Origin of the sequence: Micromonospora rifamycinica, from assembly GCF_900090265.1 — a bacterium.
Taxonomy (GTDB): Bacteria; Actinomycetota; Actinomycetes; order Mycobacteriales; family Micromonosporaceae; genus Micromonospora; species Micromonospora rifamycinica.
The window spans coordinates 2,167,671-2,185,235 of record NZ_LT607752.1; the positions used below are offsets into that span (position 1 = coordinate 2,167,671).

Annotated in this window: 19 protein-coding genes; 11 read left to right on the forward strand and 8 right to left on the reverse strand. The window is 73.0% G+C overall.

Translation table 11 applies throughout. The features are described from left to right. Positions 1–25 precede the first annotated feature (25 nt). Together GA0070623_RS08775 and GA0070623_RS08780 are read left to right on the forward strand one after the other, a co-directional pair. Positions 26–301: a type II toxin-antitoxin system Phd/YefM family antitoxin gene (locus tag GA0070623_RS08775; RefSeq protein WP_067303547.1), complete on the forward strand. Its 276-nt coding sequence runs from the start codon at positions 26–28 to the stop codon at positions 299–301. Then, positions 298–555, forward strand: coding sequence for a Txe/YoeB family addiction module toxin (locus GA0070623_RS08780; protein WP_067303462.1), 258 nt, complete (start codon positions 298–300; stop codon positions 553–555). The genes GA0070623_RS08775 and GA0070623_RS08780 overlap by 4 nt, the downstream gene beginning before the upstream one ends. 9 nt (positions 556–564) lie before the next feature. Here GA0070623_RS08780 and GA0070623_RS08785 read toward each other — a convergent pair whose 3' ends face one another. Together GA0070623_RS08785 and GA0070623_RS30930 are read right to left on the reverse strand one after the other, a co-directional pair. After that, positions 565–1,767: a helix-turn-helix domain-containing protein gene (locus tag GA0070623_RS08785; protein WP_067303458.1), complete on the reverse strand. Its 1,203-nt coding sequence runs from the start codon at positions 1,765–1,767 to the stop codon at positions 565–567. Positions 1,768–1,783: 16 nt separating this feature from the next. Then, positions 1,784–1,981: a hypothetical protein gene (locus tag GA0070623_RS30930; protein WP_231932721.1), complete on the reverse strand. Its 198-nt coding sequence runs from the start codon at positions 1,979–1,981 to the stop codon at positions 1,784–1,786. Positions 1,982–2,233: 252 nt separating this feature from the next. Between GA0070623_RS30930 and GA0070623_RS08790 the strand changes: the two genes are divergently transcribed. After that, a complete protein-coding gene (locus GA0070623_RS08790; protein ID WP_067303456.1) occupies positions 2,234–2,461 on the forward strand; it encodes a winged helix-turn-helix domain-containing protein in 228 nt (75 codons plus the stop codon). Between the two features lie 174 nt (positions 2,462–2,635). Next, the gene (locus GA0070623_RS08795; protein WP_331715205.1) at positions 2,636–2,863 is read left to right on the forward strand and encodes a winged helix-turn-helix domain-containing protein; all 228 of its coding nucleotides are present in this window, start codon (positions 2,636–2,638) and stop codon (positions 2,861–2,863) included. Positions 2,864–3,126: 263 nt separating this feature from the next. On the opposite strand, the gene GA0070623_RS08800 is transcribed toward GA0070623_RS08795, so the two are convergent. Together GA0070623_RS08800 and GA0070623_RS08805 are read right to left on the reverse strand one after the other, a co-directional pair. Further along, the gene (locus tag GA0070623_RS08800) at positions 3,127–3,438 is read right to left on the reverse strand and encodes a hypothetical protein (protein ID WP_067303453.1); all 312 of its coding nucleotides are present in this window, start codon (positions 3,436–3,438) and stop codon (positions 3,127–3,129) included. Positions 3,439–3,514: 76 nt separating this feature from the next. Beyond that, positions 3,515–3,823, reverse strand: a complete 309-nt coding sequence (locus GA0070623_RS08805) for a hypothetical protein (RefSeq protein ID WP_157517458.1) — start codon at positions 3,821–3,823, stop codon at positions 3,515–3,517. Between the two features lie 416 nt (positions 3,824–4,239). Here GA0070623_RS08805 and GA0070623_RS08810 point away from each other — a divergent pair, with 416 nt between their 5' ends. The 4 genes from GA0070623_RS08810 (at position 4,240) to glgB (ending at position 9,469) form a co-directional block, all read left to right on the forward strand. Continuing rightward, complete coding sequence (locus GA0070623_RS08810; RefSeq protein WP_067303446.1) at positions 4,240–4,632, forward strand: type II toxin-antitoxin system RelE/ParE family toxin; 393 nt, start codon at positions 4,240–4,242, stop codon at positions 4,630–4,632. After that, positions 4,632–4,946 (forward strand): transcriptional regulator, encoded by a 315-nt coding sequence (locus tag GA0070623_RS08815; RefSeq protein ID WP_067303443.1) that lies wholly within the window; start codon positions 4,632–4,634, stop codon positions 4,944–4,946. Before GA0070623_RS08810 ends, GA0070623_RS08815 begins: the two co-directional genes overlap by 1 nt. A gap of 204 nt (positions 4,947–5,150) precedes the next feature. After that, complete coding sequence (locus GA0070623_RS08820; RefSeq protein WP_269458978.1) at positions 5,151–7,379, forward strand: alpha-1,4-glucan--maltose-1-phosphate maltosyltransferase; 2,229 nt, start codon at positions 5,151–5,153, stop codon at positions 7,377–7,379. Beyond that, entirely contained in the window at positions 7,367–9,469 is a 2,103-nt protein-coding gene (gene glgB, locus GA0070623_RS08825) for a 1,4-alpha-glucan branching protein GlgB (protein WP_067303439.1), read from the forward strand. Before GA0070623_RS08820 ends, glgB begins: the two co-directional genes overlap by 13 nt. A gap of 33 nt (positions 9,470–9,502) precedes the next feature. Here glgB and GA0070623_RS08830 read toward each other — a convergent pair whose 3' ends face one another. Then, the gene (locus GA0070623_RS08830) at positions 9,503–10,486 is read right to left on the reverse strand and encodes an App1 family protein (protein ID WP_407937993.1); all 984 of its coding nucleotides are present in this window, start codon (positions 10,484–10,486) and stop codon (positions 9,503–9,505) included. Between the two features lie 237 nt (positions 10,487–10,723). Here GA0070623_RS08830 and yaaA point away from each other — a divergent pair, with 237 nt between their 5' ends. The 3 genes from yaaA to GA0070623_RS08845 all read left to right on the forward strand — a co-directional run bounded on the left by yaaA (position 10,724) and on the right by GA0070623_RS08845 (position 13,359). Further along, positions 10,724–11,533 (forward strand): peroxide stress protein YaaA, encoded by an 810-nt coding sequence (gene yaaA, locus GA0070623_RS08835; RefSeq protein WP_067303436.1) that lies wholly within the window; start codon positions 10,724–10,726, stop codon positions 11,531–11,533. Between the two features lie 96 nt (positions 11,534–11,629). Next, positions 11,630–12,298: a hypothetical protein gene (locus GA0070623_RS08840; RefSeq protein WP_067303433.1), complete on the forward strand. Its 669-nt coding sequence runs from the start codon at positions 11,630–11,632 to the stop codon at positions 12,296–12,298. Between the two features lie 98 nt (positions 12,299–12,396). Further along, positions 12,397–13,359 carry a TAXI family TRAP transporter solute-binding subunit gene (locus GA0070623_RS08845; protein ID WP_269749283.1) on the forward strand — a complete coding sequence of 321 codons (963 nt, stop codon included), beginning with the start codon at positions 12,397–12,399 and terminating at the stop codon, positions 13,357–13,359. Positions 13,360–13,362: 3 nt separating this feature from the next. Here the strand turns inward: GA0070623_RS08845 and GA0070623_RS08850 are convergent, their stop codons facing one another. From GA0070623_RS08850 to GA0070623_RS08860, 3 genes are all read right to left on the reverse strand, one after another. Next, positions 13,363–14,787, reverse strand: a complete 1,425-nt coding sequence (locus tag GA0070623_RS08850) for a sensor histidine kinase (RefSeq protein WP_067303430.1) — start codon at positions 14,785–14,787, stop codon at positions 13,363–13,365. Positions 14,788–14,797: 10 nt separating this feature from the next. Further along, a complete protein-coding gene (locus GA0070623_RS08855; protein WP_067303428.1) occupies positions 14,798–15,454 on the reverse strand; it encodes a response regulator transcription factor in 657 nt (218 codons plus the stop codon). Between the two features lie 164 nt (positions 15,455–15,618). Then, on the reverse strand, positions 15,619–17,373 hold the full coding sequence (locus GA0070623_RS08860) for a CDP-glycerol glycerophosphotransferase family protein (RefSeq protein ID WP_067303425.1): 1,755 nt from the start codon (positions 17,371–17,373) through the stop codon (positions 15,619–15,621). Positions 17,374–17,565 lie beyond the last annotated feature (192 nt).

Here is a 17,565-nt window from a genome sequence, read left to right on the forward strand (position 1 = left end):
TTCTGTACCTACCTCGGAGGTGGTCATGCGGACCGTGAACTTCACCCAGCTACGGCAGAACCTGGCCGCCGAACTCGACAGCGTCATCAACGACGCGGAGGAAGTGGTGGTGACCCGGTCGGGTCACGAGCCGGTGGTCATCGTGCCGCTGGCGGAGTACGAGTCGATGAAGGAGACCGAGTACCTGCTGCGCAGTCCGGGCAACGCAGCGGCCCTGCGCCGATCGATCGCGGAGCTCGACGAGGGTGACGCCACCGAGCGGGAACTGGTCGACCCGACGACCGTACGGGACGTCGCGTGAGGCTGGTCTTCACCGCGACGGCATGGGGCCAGTACCTCAGCCACACGGATCGCAAGCTGGTCAAGCGCATCAACGATCTCATCGCGGACGTCATGCGCAACGAATACGAGGGCATCGGCAAGCCGGAGCCCCTGCGGGGTGAGCTGTCCGGGTTCTGGTCCCGCCGGATCGATCGTGAACACCGGCTGGTGTACCGGATCACGAAGGACGACGTCGAGATCATCGCCTGCCGGTACCACTACGGCGACAGGTAGGCACCAGGCTCAGGTGACGTGGAGGGTGGCGGCGAGGCGGGTCAGGGCGGGCGGGGCGGCGGCGGAACGGGCCACCACGGCAACCAGGGGGCGTACCGCCGGGCGGTGGTGGACCTCGCTGCGGGCGGTTCGCTCCGCTTCGAGCACCGCCCGGCCGGCGCGGAGCAGGTTGCCGTCGAGCACGTAGGCACGGGCGGCGTCGAGCAGGTACGCGGCCCGGTGCTCAGGGGGCAGCCACCGCCACTCGTCGCCGGACACCAGCCGCTCGTGGCGTACCGTCGCCGCCGTGACCTCGCCGAGGGCGGCCTCGGCGACCACCCGCGCCGCCTCGACCGCCGCTGTGCCGCCCTCGGCCCCGGCGTCGCGGGCGGCTCGGCCGGCCCGGTCGAGCAGGTCCCGGGCGGCCCGGCCGTCACCCCGCCCGGCGGCGGCCAGGCCGGCCTGGAGCAGCAGCGTGGCGAGCAGCGCCGGGTCGGTTGACGGGTCGTCACCGGGTGTCGACGAGGTCGGCCGTGGCGCGCCCGGGGAGCGCCCCGGCAGGAGGCGGTGGGCGGCGACGGCGGCGGCCTCCATCGCGGCCCGCCGCCGGCCGCCGTGGCGTAGGGCCTGGGCCAACGGCACCGTGGCGGCGGCGGCCACCCACGGGTCCTTCGTGACCTTCGCGGCGGCCACCGCCCGGTCGGCGGCCAGCCAGGCCACCTCCGGCCGGTCGACCTTGAGCAGCACCAGCGCGACCAGGCCGTACCCCTGGGCCAGTAGGCCGTCGGTAGCCCGACCGGGCCGCAGTGCCCGCGCCGCGCGGACCGCGTCGACCAGTCCGGGCAGCAGGACGAGCAGTTCCGGGTACCGGGCGTGCCGGTAGCTCTGCTCCGCGTGGGCCAGCCGGGTGCGCAGCTCCGCGATGTCGGGCGGCCGGGCCGGCGGCTCGACGTGGTAGCGGGCCAGCGCGGCCAGCACCGCGTCGACCCCGGTGGTGGCGGCTTCCGGTCGCGCCGACTCCCCCGCCGACCCGGCGAGCAGCACCTCCAGGTCGATCCGGAGCGTTTCGGCGACCATCCGGAGGTTGGACACCTGTTCCAGCCGGCGTACCCCGCGCTCGACCTTGTCGACCCAGCTCTTCGACTTGCCGAGATGGTCGGCGAACTGCTGTTGCGTCATGTTGCGCCGCACCCGCCACTGGGCGACCCGGCGGCCCACCGGCAGCTCGTTCACCGCCGCCCCGTCCCGCTCACCGCAAGACCCCCACCACGAGCAGCACGAGTACGCACACCGCGACCGCCACCCCGTAGGCGAACCGCCGCCGACGCAGCAGCGTGCGGCGCGACCGGACCGGCACGGGCACCCGGTCGCCGTCAGGCAGCGGAGCAGGGCCGCCCGGGACCGGGTACGCCCCTCCCCGCAGCCCTTGATGTGAATGCTCATCCATCCCGGCCTCCTCACCGACACGCCAAGATGCAGTTCGCACGGCTCCGAGCAGGGAACCGACGTTGCTGAAGCGGCAGGGCGGAGTGGCCTGGCATGGAAGCCACCCCGCCCCGGTCAGAGGCACCCCGTTTGCTGACGAGAGAGCCGCTGTCGTCACCCAACATAGAAGGCAATGCCGTCAGGGTCAACTGAGCAGGCACGGTAAGTCACCGCGGGTGCAAAGATCGGGGTGCTGACGAGAGGTGGCTCCACCATGCCGCAGGCACCGCTGTATGAGCAGATCATCGCTGATGTCTCAGCCTCGATCCGAGCAGGCACGCTTCACCCCGACGACAAGTTGCCGTCCATCGCGGAGTTGCGCGAGCAGTACCAGTCGAGCGCCTGGCCGGTCCGCTACGCTCTCCGAATCCTGGAGGAGCGCGGCTGGATCGTCACCCGACAGGGCAAGGGTTCGTTCGTGGCATCGAAGCCCCCCGCGTAGCGCGTGGACCGCTGTTGGGCACTCGACAGCCCGGAATGGCGGTGACTGCACGCACGCTGCGTAACCCCCGACAGGCGTACCACTCTCCAGAAGGTCGTATGCCTGTCCGGCATAAAAATGCCCGACAGGCATACGGGTCTCCGGCGAAAGCACTACCGGACAAAGGCAGGCTCCGTGGCCATCCCGATGGGCTATCGGAAGATCGCCGCCGACCTGCATGCCCGCATCCAGCAGGGCGAGTACCCACCGGAGAGCCGGCTGCCCACCTACGCCGAGTTGGCCCGGCTCTACTCGGCAAGCGTCTCGACCGTGCAGCGAGCGGTGATGCTGCTACAGGCCCACGGGATCATCATCGGCGTTCAGGGAGCCGGCCTGTACGTCGCCACGACTCCCACCACCTGAGCATCTCCGCTCGGGCGCAGCGGATGCGGCGGGCCACCTGGCAGTGGGAGACAGCATCCTCCGCCAGCCACTCGCCAATACGGCGTGCCCGGCTGGCAGGGACATGCCAGCCGGGCACACGTGTCTCCGGACAGGTGACGCGGGGAGGGGATTTCCGACGCGGGCAGGGGCCTGAAGGGGGCAGGGACCTACCGCACGGCCGGCCACACGGCAGCCGCCGGAGAGCTACGGGCAGGTCGGACGCCTGCGCGAACCCCGGGGAACTACGAGCAGGGCCGGACCCAGGCGGTGCTGACCCAGCCGTTGGTGTCGCCGCTGTCGTTCCACAGCGAGACGTGGTAGCGGCCGTTGGCCTCCTGCGCGGCGAACATCCGGGTGTTGTAGCCGACCGAGTGCGGCCACTTCGTGGTCGACGAGGTGCTGTCCACGAACACGGACAGGCTGACGGCGGTGGAGCACTTGCTGTACTGGTAGTAGGCCGCCTGGGCGGCCCCGCCGGTCGCCACGGCCGTGCCGAGGCTGGTCAGGGCGGTCACCGCCAGGAGGGCGAACGCGCGCTTGCTGGTCGTTCTCACGGAGTACCTCCGGGTCGTCGGGTGTGGTGGGTGCGGGCCGCGTCGGCGTCACCGCCGATACGGTGCGGGGGCCGGCTCAGCAGGCGCGGACCCAGGCGGTGCTGACCCATCCGTTGGTGTCACCGGAGGTGTCCCAGAGCGAGACGTGGTAGCGGCCGTTGGCTTCCTGCGCCGCGTACATGACGTTGTTCCAGCCGATCGAGTGCGGCCATCGCGTGGTCGACGAGGTGCTGTCGACGAAGAAGGAGAGCGAGACCGCGTCGGAGCACTTGCGGTACTGGTAGTAACCGGCCTGGGCGGCGGTACCGGGCACCGCGCCCACGACGAGGCCGGCGGTCGCGGCACCCGCCATGAGGGCCGCCACGCGGGATTTGAGCCGATTCATCCGACCTCCACATCATGATCAGTCGATTGACCCGGCCGACCATACACACGCGGTGATCAGCTCGCAACGCCATGTGTCCGGAGCTGGGCAAACGTCCCACCGGACGGTCGGCGGGAGAAGGGGACGCTTGGTTGAGCGCGAGGGGATCTCGCACAGGAGGTTGAGCGGGTGAGCGGACGGTTCCCGATCGAAGACGTCTCCCCCGTCGTCGCCTGCGGTCGCTACCCGGCGAACCGGGGCAGGACCGCTGGCACGCCACAATCCGCACTGCCGGACGGAGGCAGGCTCCATGACCATCCCGATGGGCTACCGGAAGATCGCCGCCGACCTGCACGCCCGCATCCAGCAGGGCGAGTACCCACCGGAGAGCCGGGTTCGGCTGGCACGCCTGGTATAGCTCGGGCTATAGTTTTGCCATGACCGGCGAGCCCGCCCGTCGCTGGGCGATCAGGACGACAGGCGATGTCCGTGACTGGTTACGGGCTCTGAGCAGGGCCGACCCGGGGGCGTACCGGTCCGTCAACGTGGCGATCGACATGCTCGCCGAGAGCGGGCCGGGTCTGGGCCGACCCTTGGTCGACACTCTCAAAGGTTCGAGCATCAGCAACCTCAAGGAGTTGCGGCCGAGATCTGGGCGGGAAGTCGCCATTCGCGTCCTGTTCGTCTTCGATCCCTGGTCACAGGCAGTGCTGTTGGTCGCCGGCAACAAGGCCGGAGACTGGACGCGATGGTACGAGAAGGCGATTCCCGTCGCGGAGGTCACGTACGAAGGCTGGCTCGCTGTCGAGAGGAAACGGAGGCAGGGCTGATGAGTGACTTCCATGACTGGGACGACATCCGCGCCGATCTACACGACGGCGACGACGACGCGCTGGACGTGGAGCGCGCACGCACCGAGGCGTGGGCCAGCGCGTTCCACCTTGCCGAGGAGCGGAAGCGACTCGGCCTCACCCAGCGGCAGGTGGCCGAACTGATGGGAGTGACGCCCGGCCGGGTGAGCCAGATCGAGAACGGCGACCTGGAGGCCAACGAGGTGGCCACCCTCGGCCGGTACGCACGAGCCCTGGGCGCCCGGATGCGGATCATCTTCGACTACGGCAGCGACCTCCGTCAGATTGCCTGACCTCGGCCCATCGCGTCGTCGGCGGACAGGCTCGACCGCGCCCGCTCCCCACGGCCGCGCACGTGGCGCACCAGGCGCTGACCCCGGGTTTCCGCGTCGGCGACCCGGACGGCGGTACGTGTCAGAGGCGCAAACCCGGCCTTCCAGCGGGTGGCGGACCGGCCGGGCCGAGCGCGAGGGGATCTCGCACAGTAGGTTGAGCGGGTGAGCGGACGGTTCCCGATCGAAGACGTCTCCCCTGTCGTCGCCTGCGGTCGCTACCCGGCCAAGGCGGTGGTCGACGAGCTGGTGCCGGTGTCGGCCCGCGCCTACCGGGAGGGCCACGACGCGCTCGGCTGCAACGTGGTCTGGCACGGCCCGGACGGCGTGACCCGGCCCTTCACCCGGATGCGCCCCGGCGAACCGGGGCAGGACCGGTGGCACGCCACCATCCGCCCGGATGCCGTCGGTGAGTGGACCTTCACCGTGGAGGCGTTCCAGGACCCGTACCTGACCTGGCAGAACGCGGTGACCAAGAAGGTCGCCGCCGGGCAGGGCGCGGCCGAGCTGGCCAACGACCTGGCCGAGGGCGTCCGGGTGCTGACCGCCGCGCTGGGACTCGTACCGGCCGGCGACGTCGGGCGGGTCGAGGCGGCGGTGGCCGCGCTGGGCGACAAGGAGGCCGACCTGGCCCGACGGGTCGCCCCGGCGCTCGACCTGGCCGACCTGCTCTGGGCGCACCCGGTGCGGGAACTGGTCACCACCGGCACGCCGCACCGGCTCTGGGTGGACCGCCCCCGGGCGCTCTTCTCCGCCTGGTACGAGTTCTTCCCCCGCTCCGAGGGCGCCATCCCGGCCACCGTCGACGCCCCGGCCCGCTCGGGCACCTTCGTCACCGCGCTGGACCGGCTGCCCGGGGTCGCCGCGATGGGCTTCGACGTGCTCTACCTGCCACCGATCCACCCGATCGGCCGGGTCAACCGCAAGGGCCGCAACAACGCGCTGACCGCCGGCCCCGACGACGTCGGCTCGCCGTGGGCGATCGGCGCGGCCGAGGGCGGCCACGACGCCATCCACCCCGACCTGGGTACGCCGGAGGACTTCCGCGAGTTCGTCGCCGCCGCCGCCGAGCAGGGCCTGGAGGTGGCGATGGACCTGGCGTTGCAGTGCGCCCCCGACCACCCGTGGGTCACCGAGCACCCGGAATGGTTCACCACCCGCGCCGACGGCAGCATCGCGTACGCGGAGAACCCGCCCAAGAAATACCAGGACATCTACCCGGTCAACTTCGACAACGATCCCGACGGCATCCGGGCCGAGGTGCTGCGGGTGGTGCGGCACTGGATCGGCGAGGGCATCCGGATCTTCCGGGTGGACAACCCGCACACCAAGCCCTTCGACTTCTGGCACTGGCTGATCGCCGAGGTCAAGCGGACCGACCCGGACGTGCTCTTCCTGGCCGAGGCGTTCACCCGGCCGGCGATCATGCACGGCCTCGGCAAGATCGGTTTCACCCAGTCGTACACCTACTTCACCTGGCGCACGACGGCCGCCGAGATGCGGGAGTACTGCGAGGAACTGGTCGCCTCGGCCGACTGGATGCGGCCCAACTTCTGGCCCAACACGCCGGACATCCTGCACGAGTCGTTGCAGCACGGCGGACCGCCGATGTTCAAGATCCGGGCGGTGCTGGCCGCGCTGCTCAGCCCCTCCTGGGGCATGTACGCCGGGTTCGAGCTGTTCGAGCACGTCGCCCGACCCGGTGCCGAGGAATACCTCGACAACGAGAAGTACGAGCTGCGGCCCCGGGACTGGGCCGGCGCGCAGGCACACGGCCGCTCGCTCGCCCCGTTCGTCGCCACCCTCAACCGGGTCCGCCGCGAGCACCCGGCCCTGCACCGGCTGCGCAACCTGGTCTTCCACGACATCGACAACCCGACACTGCTCTGCTGGTCCAAGCACGACCCGGACACCGGCGACACGGTCATCGTGGTCTGCTCGTTCGACTCGCACACCGTGCAGTGGGGCAACACCACCCTGGACATGCCGGCCCTCGGCTTCGACTGGCACGAGCGGTTCACCGTGCACGACGAGCTGACCGGGGCCGGCTACGAGTGGGGCCAGCGCAACGCGGTCCGGCTCGACCCGTACCTGCAACCCGCGCACGTGCTGACGGTCCGCCGGCCGCCGGCACCACCCACCCCGGAGCCGGCCGGGGCCGAGCCGGCCGAGCTGACAGTGGCCGACGTCCCCGACGAACTCTCCGGCGGCACCGCGCCGACCACCCCCGCCCCGGAGGACGGCCAGCCGGCCACCCCGACGGGAACCGGCCCCGCCGTGGCCCGCCCCACCACGGCCCGCCGCACGGGGAAGGGCAGCCGCAGGGCTGGCCGTCCCACCACCGGCAGCACCCCGACCGACCCCGCCTCGAAGGACGCCAGATGGACCAGCTGATCGCCGGCGCGACCCACGATCCGCACGCCCTGCTCGGGGCGCACCCCGCCGACGGGTGGACCACCATCCGCACCATGCGGCGGGGCGCCGGTGACGTGGTGCTGCTCGTCGGCGACGACCGGCACCCGATGAAGCGGGTGCACGACGTGGGCGTCTTCGAGGCCCGCGTCGAGGGCAGCGTGCTCGACTACCGGGTCGAGGTCGACGGGTGGGTCACCGACGACCCGTACCGCCACCCGCCGACCCTGGGCGAGCTGGACCTGCACCTGATCGGCGAGGGCCGGCACGAACGGCTCTGGGAGGCGCTCGGCGCGCGGGTCCGCGACGGGGGCGTCGCCTTCGCGGTGTGGGCCCCGAACGCCCGGGGGGTACGGGTCATCGGCGACTTCACCGGCTGGGGGGCCGACGAGGGCTGGCCCATGCGCTGCCTCGGCTCCAGCGGCGTCTGGGAGATCTTCGTGCCCGGCGCGCCGGAGGGTGCCCGGTACAAGTACCGGGTGCTCGGCGCGGACGGCCGGTGGCGGGACAAGGCCGACCCGATGGCCGCGTACGCGGAGGTGCCGCCGGCCACCGCCTCGGTGGTGCACCGGTCCCGCTACGAGTGGTCCGACGCGCAGTGGCTGGAGCAGCGGGCCCGCCGGCAGCCGCACCGGGAACCGATGAGCGTGTACGAGGTGCACCTCGGCTCGTGGCGGCCCGGCCTCGGCTACCGGGAGCTGGCCGACCAGCTCACCGCGTACGTCACCGAGATGGGCTTCACCCACGTGGAGTTCCTGCCGGTGATGGAGCACCCGTTCGGCGGTTCCTGGGGCTACCAGGTCACCGGCTACTTCGCACCGACCTCCCGGTTCGGCGACCCGGACGACTTCCGGCACCTGGTGGACCGGCTGCACGCCGCCGGCATCGGGGTGCTGCTCGACTGGGTGCCCGCGCACTTCCCCAAGGACGAGTGGGCGCTGGCCCGCTTCGACGGCACCCCGCTCTACGAGCACCCCGACCCGCGCCGCGGCGAGCACCCCGACTGGGGCACCTACGTCTTCGACTTCGGTCGCCGGGAGGTGCGCAACTTCCTGGTCGCCAACGCGCTGTACTGGTGCGACGAGTTCCACGTCGACGGCCTGCGGGTGGACGCGGTCGCCTCGATGCTCTATCTGGACTACTCCCGCCCCGAGGGGCAGTGGCTGCCCAACCAGCACGGCGGCCGGGAGAACCTGGAGGCGATCGCCTTCATGCAGGAGGTCAACGCCACCGTCTACAAGCACCACGCCGGGGTGGTGATGATCGCCGAGGAGTCCACCGCCTGGCCCGGGGTGACCCGGTCCACCAGCGACGGCGGGCTCGGCTTCGGCTTCAAGTGGAACATGGGCTGGATGCACGACACCCTGCTCTACACCGCGAAGGACCCGATCTACCGGCAGCACCACCACCACCAGCTCACCTTCTCCCTGGCGTACGCGTGGAGCGAGAACTACGTGCTGCCGATCAGCCACGACGAGGTGGTGCACGGCAAGGGCTCACTGGCCGGCAAGATGCCCGGCGACACCTGGCAACGGCTGGCCAACGTCCGGGCGCTGCTGGCGTACATGTGGGCGCACCCGGGCAAGCAACTGCTCTTCATGGGCTGCGAGCTGGGCGACGACCGGGAGTGGAGCGAGGAACGCGGGCTGGACTGGTACCTCCTGCACGATCCGGCGCGGGCCGGGGTGCAGCGGCTGGTCGCCGACCTCAACGCCGCCTACCGGGGCACCCCGGCGCTGTGGGCGCAGGACACCGACCCGGCCGGGTTCCGCTGGATCGCCGGGGACGACGTCGCCAACAACGCGGCGTCCTTCGTCCGGATCGCCCCGGACGGCGCGACCCTGGTCTGTGTGGCCAACTTCTCCGCGACCCCGCTGGAGGACTACCGGGTCGGCCTGCCGGCCGGCGGCGCCTGGACCGAGGTGATCAACACCGACGCGCACCACTACGGCGGCTCCGGGGTGGGCAACCTCGGCACGGTGCACGCCCAGGACGTCCCCTGGCACGGCCTGCCGGCCTCGGCGGCACTGCGGGTGCCCCCGCTCGGCGTGCTCTGGCTGCGCCGCGACTGACCCGACCGCGCGGGACGCCGGTCGGGCCGGGGATCAGACCAGGCCGGCGTCGCGGAGCAGCTTCCACAGGCCCGCCCCGTCGGGGGCGGAGAGCCACTTCTGGCCCACCGGCCCCGCCGACGACGGCCGGTCGTTCGGCACGGGCAGGCTGCCGGCGAGCACCGACTGGGTCGGGGAGAGCCGGCGGATCGCCACCCCGGCGACGTTCTCCGGGTGCGCGGCGGCGAACTCCCGGTAGATCTCCTGGTCGTGCTGCCCGTCGTCGCCGATCAGCAGCCAGCGGACGTCGGGGAACTCGGACGCCAGCCGGGCCAGGGTGGCCCGCTTGTGTTCCCGGCCGCTGCGGAACCAGCGGTCGGCCGTCGGCCCCCAGTCGGTGAGCAGCAGCGGACCGGCCGGGTAGAGGTGCCGGGACAGGAACCGGGTCAGCGTCGGCGCGACGTTCCACGCGCCGGTGGACAGGTAGAACACCGGGCTGCCCGGGTGGGCGGTGACCAGCCGCTCGTAGAGCACCGCCATGCCCGGGACCGCCGTGCGCGCATGCTCGTCGAGGACGAACGTGTTCCACGCGGCCAGCATCGGCCGGGGCAGCGCGGTCACCATGACCGTGTCGTCGATGTCGGAGAGGATGCCCAGGCGCACCTTCGGGTCGATGACCCGCACCAGCGCCTCGACCGGTTCGGCGTCGGCGACCCGCAGCCGCACCGACGCCCAGCCGGGGGTGAAGTCGGCCTTGACCACGGTGTCGACGAAACCGCTGCGGTCGGCGCGGGCGGTGTGCACGCCGTCCCCGGCCTCGATGGTGACCTCGACGTGCTTTGCGGGCAGGGTGGCGAAGCTGCGCCAGCCGCGGACCTTCTCCAGCCGACCCTTACGCCGCTCGGGGCGGCTGAGCAGCACCCGGCACAGCACCCGGGCCCAACCGGGGGCGCCGTAACCGGCGTAGGCGACGATGTTGGGTTGCCAACCGGTCCGCCGCAGCCGGCGCTCCACCAACTGGTGCAGGGCGTCCTCGATCCGCGCGGCCCGGTGCAGGGTGGGTACGGCCAGCTGGCTCGCGGTGGTGGAGGGCACGCTGCAACCCTGCCACAGGACTCCGGCAGCGGCCAGGCGAGCGACCGGGAGCACACCGGGGCGCGTCGGCCGGGCCGCCCCAGGTCGCCCCCGGCAGGACGGGACGGCCGGTTGTCGGGTGCGCCACCCGGTGGGCGTCGTACGGCCGTGACACCGGCCCCGGCCCGTACGCTCTTGCGGGTGCTCATCCTGCTGCCGCCCTCCGAGGGGAAGGCCGACACCGGCACCGGTCGCCGGCTCGACCTGACCCGGCTCTCCCTGCCCGAGCTGACCCCGGCGCGGGAGGAGGTGCTGACCGCGCTGATGGCGCTCAGTGCCGCCGGCCGGTCGGAAGAGACCGCCGGTGCCGGGGACGCCGCGCTGGCCGCCCTCGGGCTGACCGCCGGCCAGCGCGGCGAGCTGGCCCGCAACGCCCGGCTGGACCGGGCCGCCACCGCACCGGCCGGGCAGGTGTACACCGGGGTGCTCTACGAGGCGCTCGGCCTGGCCACCCTGCCGCCGGGGGCGCTGCGGGCGGCCCGCCGCTCGGTGCTGGTCAGCTCGGGATTGTGGGGCGCGGTACGGCTCACCGACCGGATCCCGCCGTACCGGTGCCCGATCGGGGCGCGGTTGCCGGGGGTGGGGGCGCTGTCGGCGTACTGGCGCGGGGTGTTGTCGCCGGTGCTGACGGCGGCGGCCGGCGGCGGTCCGGTGCTGGACCTGCGCTCCGCCGCCTACGCGGCGACCTGGACGCCCCCGGCGGAGCTGGCCGGGCGGACGGTAACCGTGCGGGTGCTGCACGAGCGCCGGCCGGGGGAACGCACGGTGGTGAGCCACTTCAACAAGGCGACCAAGGGCCGGCTGGTCCGCGACCTGCTGCTGGCCGGGGCCCGGCCGCGCACCGCGACCGCGTTGGTCGGTGCCCTGCGTGACCTGAAGTACCCGGTCGAGGAGCAGCCGGTGACGGCGGGCCGCCCGCGGCGGGTCGACGTGGTGGTCACCGACCTGTAGGAACGCAAGATTTCCTCAAATCCGGTGCGGATGGCTGGAGCCGGCGGGACCGGCAGGCGACCGTAAGGGAACCCGAAACCGAGAAGGAGCGGTCCGATGACCCCCGAACCCCGCCTGCTCGACCGGCCGCGCCTCCCCTCGACCCCGCCGCCACTGGACTGGATGACCCTGGCCGACGCGTTCGAGGTGGCCTGCCTGGTGCGCTGCACGCCGGCACCGGCGGTCACCCGCCCCGGCCCGACCCCGCCACCGGACCGGGGCGTGGTGGAGTTCAACCGGGAGGACGCCGCGCTGCGGATGCGGCAGCTGCTGGCCCGGCTCGACGTGCCGGTCGAGCACGAGGTGGTCACCGGTGGCCTGCGCCGCCGCTACGAGCTGCACCGGTTGCACGTGCCCGCCGACCGCCGCACCGGCTACACGGTGCTGCGCGAGACGGGTTGGCGGCAGGGACGACGGGAACTGCTCGGCCCGGCCGTGGGTTCCTCCACCCCCCGGGCCGCCTGGCGGACCCGGCTCGCCGCGGCGGCCTGGCGCTCGGCGCTGATGGCCGGCGGCCGGCACGTGCGACGGCACATCCTCGGCATCCGCCTGGCCGACCGGGAGCTGGCCGCGGTACTGGTCCGGTCGGCGTCCCTGCTGGAGGTGTCGGCGCTGCTGCGGCCGGGGGCCGGCTGCCTGGTGGTGAGCGTCGCCGACGGCCCGGACCGGCTGCGGATCCTGGAACGGGCCGCGCTGTCCCCCGCCCGGCTACCCACCGGAGCCTGACCCCCGTCACGCCCCACGGGTTCCCCCACGTACCCCGGAACGACCGCCCCGACCGGCTGAGCTTGCGCCGGAGGCGGTGACAGCGCAGAGTGCACCGCGTGAGTCGTGGCCGGACCGGACGCGGCCGGCGGGCCACCTCCGCCGGCGCGGTGCTGCTGATGCTGCTGTTCGTCGCGTTCGGCGGGATGGCCGGCTGCCGGGACTCCCCCGACGAACCGGTCCCCATCCGGATCGCCACCGGCAGCCCGACCGCCGTCTACTACGCCTTCGGCCGGTCGTTGGCCACCGTCCTCAACCGCGAGCTGCCCGGCGTCCGGGCCAGTGTGGTGGTCACCGCCGCCTCCGCCGAGAACGTCCGGCTCGTCGGCTCGGGCGCCGCCGAACTGGGCTTCACCCAGGCCGACGTGCTGGACACCAACCCGGCCGACCCACCGAAGGTGCTCGCGGTGGCCCGCGTCTACGACGACCTGCTCCACCTGGTCACCACCGCCGGTGGCCCGATCCGCGACGTCGCCGACCTGCGCGGGCGGCGGGTCTCGATGGGCGCCGCCGGCTCCGGCACCCAGATCACCGCGACCCGCCTGCTGGAGGTGGCCCGACTCGGCGGCGACCAGGTCCGCCGGGAACACCTCGGCCTGGACGACTCGGTGGCGGCGTTGCGGGCCGGCCGGATCGACGCCTTCTTCTTCTCCGGCGGCCTGCCGGTACGCGGGGTGGCGGCGCTCGCCGACGCCACCTCGATCCGGCTGGTGGACCTGGGCGAGTGGACCGAGCCGCTGCGCCGCAGCTACCGGGAGGTCTACGTCTCCCGGGACATCCCCCGCTCGGTGTACGGGGTGGATCCGGTCACCACCGTCGCCAACCCCAACTATCTGGTCGTCCGGGCGGACCTGCCGGAGCCGCTGGTGCGGGAGGTGACCCGGCTGCTGATGGAGCGCCGGGCGGAACTGGCCACCGCCCATCCGGCGGCCGGGCGGATGAGCCCCCGCTCGGCGATCGCCACCACCCCGCTGCCGCTGCACCCCGGCGCGGCCGACTGGTACCGGTCCGCCAAGCCCTGACGCTCAGCCCGCCCCGGTGCCGGCCGTGGCCGGATCGGCGGCCTGCGACGGCGGGTCGGTCTCGGGCGGGGCCGGGAACCACAGCTCGGCGACCAGGCCGCACGGTTCGCCGGGGTACATGGTGAGCCGGCCGTCGGACGCGTCCACCAGCACCGCCACGATCGTCAGGCCGAGGCCGGCACCGTCGATGTTCTGCGCGTCCGGTGCCCGCCAGAACCGCTCGGTGGCCTGGTCGAGCTGGCCGGGAGTCATCCCCGGGCCGGTGTCGCGCACCTCCAGGGCGGTGCCCCCGTCGGCGTGCCGGACCGCCACGGTCACCTCCCCGCCGTCGCCGCTGAACTTGATCGCGTTGTCGATCAGCGCGTCCAACGCCTGGTCGACGGCGGTCGGCACGGTCCGCGCGTACGCCGGGCCGCAGGTCGCCAGACGCAGGGTGACCGACCGGTGCCGGGCCAGCGGCTGCCACGCGGCGACCCGGGAGGCGGCCACCGCCGCCGCGTCCACGGTCACCCGCTCGTTCTGTTCGCGCTCGGCCCGGGCCAGGGTGAGCAGCCCGTCGAGGACCAGCGCCAACCGGTCGGTCTCCTCCAGGGCCAGCCGGTGCTCGGCGCGGCCGTCCTGGTCGGTCACGCTCGGCCCCAACTCCTCCACCCGCAGCCGCAGCGCGGTCAGCGGGTTGCGGAGCTGGTGGCTGGCGTGGGCGACGAAGGCCCGTTGCCGGTCCATCACGTCGGCGACCACCGCCGCCATGTGGTTGAAGCTGGCCGCCAGCCGGCGCAGCTCCGGCGGACCCCACCGGTCCTGCACCCGGGCGCCCCGGTCCCCCTCGGCGATCTCGTGGGTCACCGCGTCCAGCTCGGTCACCGGGCGCAACACCCAACCGGCCAACCCGAACGCGGTGGAGACGCAGGCCAGCACGGCGAGCAGCCCGATCCCGGCGAGCAGCAGCCACCAGGCGGTGACCGTCCGACGCACCTTCGCCACCGGGGTGGCGGTGACCACCGCGCCGAGCACCTCACCGCCGTCGTTGATCGGCACCGCCACCACCAGCGGACCGTCCACCCACGGCCAGACCGAGTCCGGCCCGTTGAACTGCTGCCCGGCCAACGCGCTGTCCAGGGCCGCCCGGGTGTCCCGCCCGGAGTTCCAACTGGCCGACACCACCAGCGTCCGGCCGTCCCGGTCGACCACCGCCGCGCCGATGCCGTACAACTGGTCGTAGCTGACGAGCTCGCCGGTCAAGGGCCCGGCGCCGCCGCCGCGCAACGCCGGCCCGGCCAGCGAGGCGAACCGGGTCGCGTCGGCCAGCCGGTCGGCGCGCACCCGGTCGGTCTCCCGGGACGCCAGGGTCGCCGCGAGCGGGGTCTCCAACGCCAGGAGCACCAGCACCATCAGCAGCAGGTAGCTGATCACCAGTCGACGACGCACCGGCTGCCCCTCACGCGGCCCGGAGCCGGTAGCCGACCCCGCGGACCGTCTCCACCAGCCGGGGGTCGCCCAGCTTGCCCCGCAGCGAGCCGACGTGCACCTCGACGGTGTGCCGGTCGGCCCAGGTGGTGCCCCAGACGTCGAGCAGGATCCGGTCCCGGGGCACCGCCGTGCCGGGCTGGCGGGCCAGCGAGAGCAGGATGTCGAACTCCTTACGGGTCAGCGCCGCCGGTCGGCCGCCGACGGTGACCGTCCGGGCGGACACGTCGATGCGGACCGGACCGACCTCGATGAGGTCCGGCGCCGGCGGGGCGTGGGCGGCCCGCCGTAGCACCGCCTCGATCCGGGCCTGCAACTCCACCATGGAGAACGGCTTCACCACGTAGTCGTCGGCGCCGAGCCGCAACCCGAGCACCCGGTCGCGTTCCTCGCCCCGGGCGGTGACCGCGATGATGCCGAGCTGGCTGCTGCGTCGCCGCAGCTCCCGGCACACCTCGGTGCCGTCCCCGTCCGGCAGGGTGAGGTCGAGCAGGACCAGGTCGCAGGGGGCGGCGGAGAGCGCGGCGGCGACGGTGGCCGCGTGCTCGACCTCGTAGCCCCGTCGGGTCAGCGCCGAGGCGAGGGCGGCAGCCACCCGTCGGTCGTCCTCGACCAGCAGGATCCGCACCGGTGACTCCCCTTCGTCGTACGAGATGACGAGCGAATGGTGGCAGAAGGGCCGGGCCGCGGGAAACGGCGGGAGCCGCGGGCCGGACGCGGGACGCCCGGCCGCCGGGGGAACGACGCGGGACCTGGGACGAGTGGTCGTCCCAGGTCCCGCGCCCCGGTCGGTCAGCGGCAGAGCCGGCCGATCTCCTCCTGGAACCGGTCCATCGGGTTGGCCTCGGCCGGGCCGAGCAGGTAGGTCTTGAGCTCCCGCCGGGCCTCGGTCATCGGGTCGTCACCGGCCCGGGTCAGCGCCAGGATCTTCGGCAGTTCGCCGCAGTCCCGGGAGAGCAGGTACGCCCCCCGGGAGGTGGGGAACTCCCGCCGGAACTCGTCCTCGGGCAGCCCGCTCGGGTTGGCCACCACGTACGGCCGCTGGCTCTGCACGAAGTCGGAGACCACGCTGGAGATGTCGCTGATCAGCAGGTCGGTCTGGTTGAAGCAGTCGAACAGGGCGGGCACCCGGCCGGTGACCACCCGGTGTCCGGGGCCGTCCAGCGAGCCGGCGTCCGGGTCACCACCGGCGGCCCGGATCAGCGACACCAGGCGCTCGTGCACCGCCTTGGCCTCCTTGGACCGGGAGCCGGTCAGCGGGTGCGGCTTGTAGACCAGCCGCACCTGCGGCGAGGCCAGCACACCCCGGACGATCCGCTCCCCCATCAGCACCAGCGAGGTGTGGTAGGGGTCGTCGTCCAGCCAGCCCTCCCAGGTGGGGGCGTAGAGGACGGTGAACGGCCGGTCGGGGGCGGTCGAGCCGAAGGTGTGCACCCCGGCGAGCTGCGGCCGGCCGATCTCCACGATGTCGTCGTCCCGGACGCCCACCGCGGCCCGCGCGTACCGCTCCCGGCCGGCCAGCCCGGCGACCCAGACCTCGTCGTACACCTTGCTGTACGGGTTGACGCTGGCCTGCTTGTCGCTGTCGCCGTGGCCGACGAAGACGTGCTTCATACCCGGCTCGCGGAGCATGTGGATGTTCGCGCCGACGTTCGCCGCGTAGAGGGCGGCCCGGACCGTACCCAACTCGAGGTTCATGAAGTCCGGCCCGGTCGGCACGCAGATCACCGGCAGCCGGGTGTCGGCCAGCTCGAAGAACGCCTCCCTGCTGCGCATCAGCACGACGGCCCGCTGGTCCAGCGCCTCGGTCGGGGCCAGCCACATGTTGGCCTGGTAGACGTCCTTGGCCGGGCCGGCGAAGTAGAGCGCGACCTCGGGACGGTAGCCGTCGAGCCAGCGCTGGAGCACCGGCAGTACCGGGCTCTTGCCGGTGCCCCGGCCGCGCAGCCAGGTCACCGCGACCACCGCGCCGATCAGCGCGGCGAGCCCTGCGGCCACCGCGGCGACCGCGAGCACGGGGGTGGCGTCGGTGCGGACCGCCGCCACCACGGCGGCGGGGATCAGCAGCACGTTGAGCACGGCGAGCTGCACACCGGCCAGGTCGGCGATCCAGCCCGGCGGGCGGGGGGCCGAGCGGATCGGACCCAGCTCGATGTTGCGGACCAGCGCGGAGACCGGGTTCCGCCGGTCGATCATGGTGTTCAGGGCGCCCGCGAAGACGGCGATCACCCAGACCGCCGCCGGGAGCACCAGCAGCCAGGTCAGCTCGGCCCGGGTGAGCGGGACCGTGGTGGCGACCAGCAGCACGGTCGCCAGGTCACGGCTCAGCTGCCGGTAGCCCCGGTTGAGGCCGACCTTCTCCAGCAGCGTCTCCGAGGGCGGCGACCAGCGGGTGACGGCGTACTCGCCGACCACCGCGACCAGCCCGGCCACGGCGAACAGGGCCACCCATCCGAAGCCGCCCGCGACGAGCATGACCAGGTAGGACAGCACCAGCAGGGCGCCTCGGGCGGCGGTGCCGGTGCGTTCCAGTAACGTGCCGAACAAAGGAGGACGCTCCCTACAAGATCGATGACGGGCGGGGCCCGACGGTCTGCGTCGTCGTCGTCCGACGGGCGTGACCGCAGCACCGCGACCGACCGAGCGGCCTGCGGGTGACTGCGACTTTAACGTGAGCGGACGTCCCGGTGTCGCTCGGGTATCCAGGTCCATTTCGGGCAGACGCGACGATACCTCCCG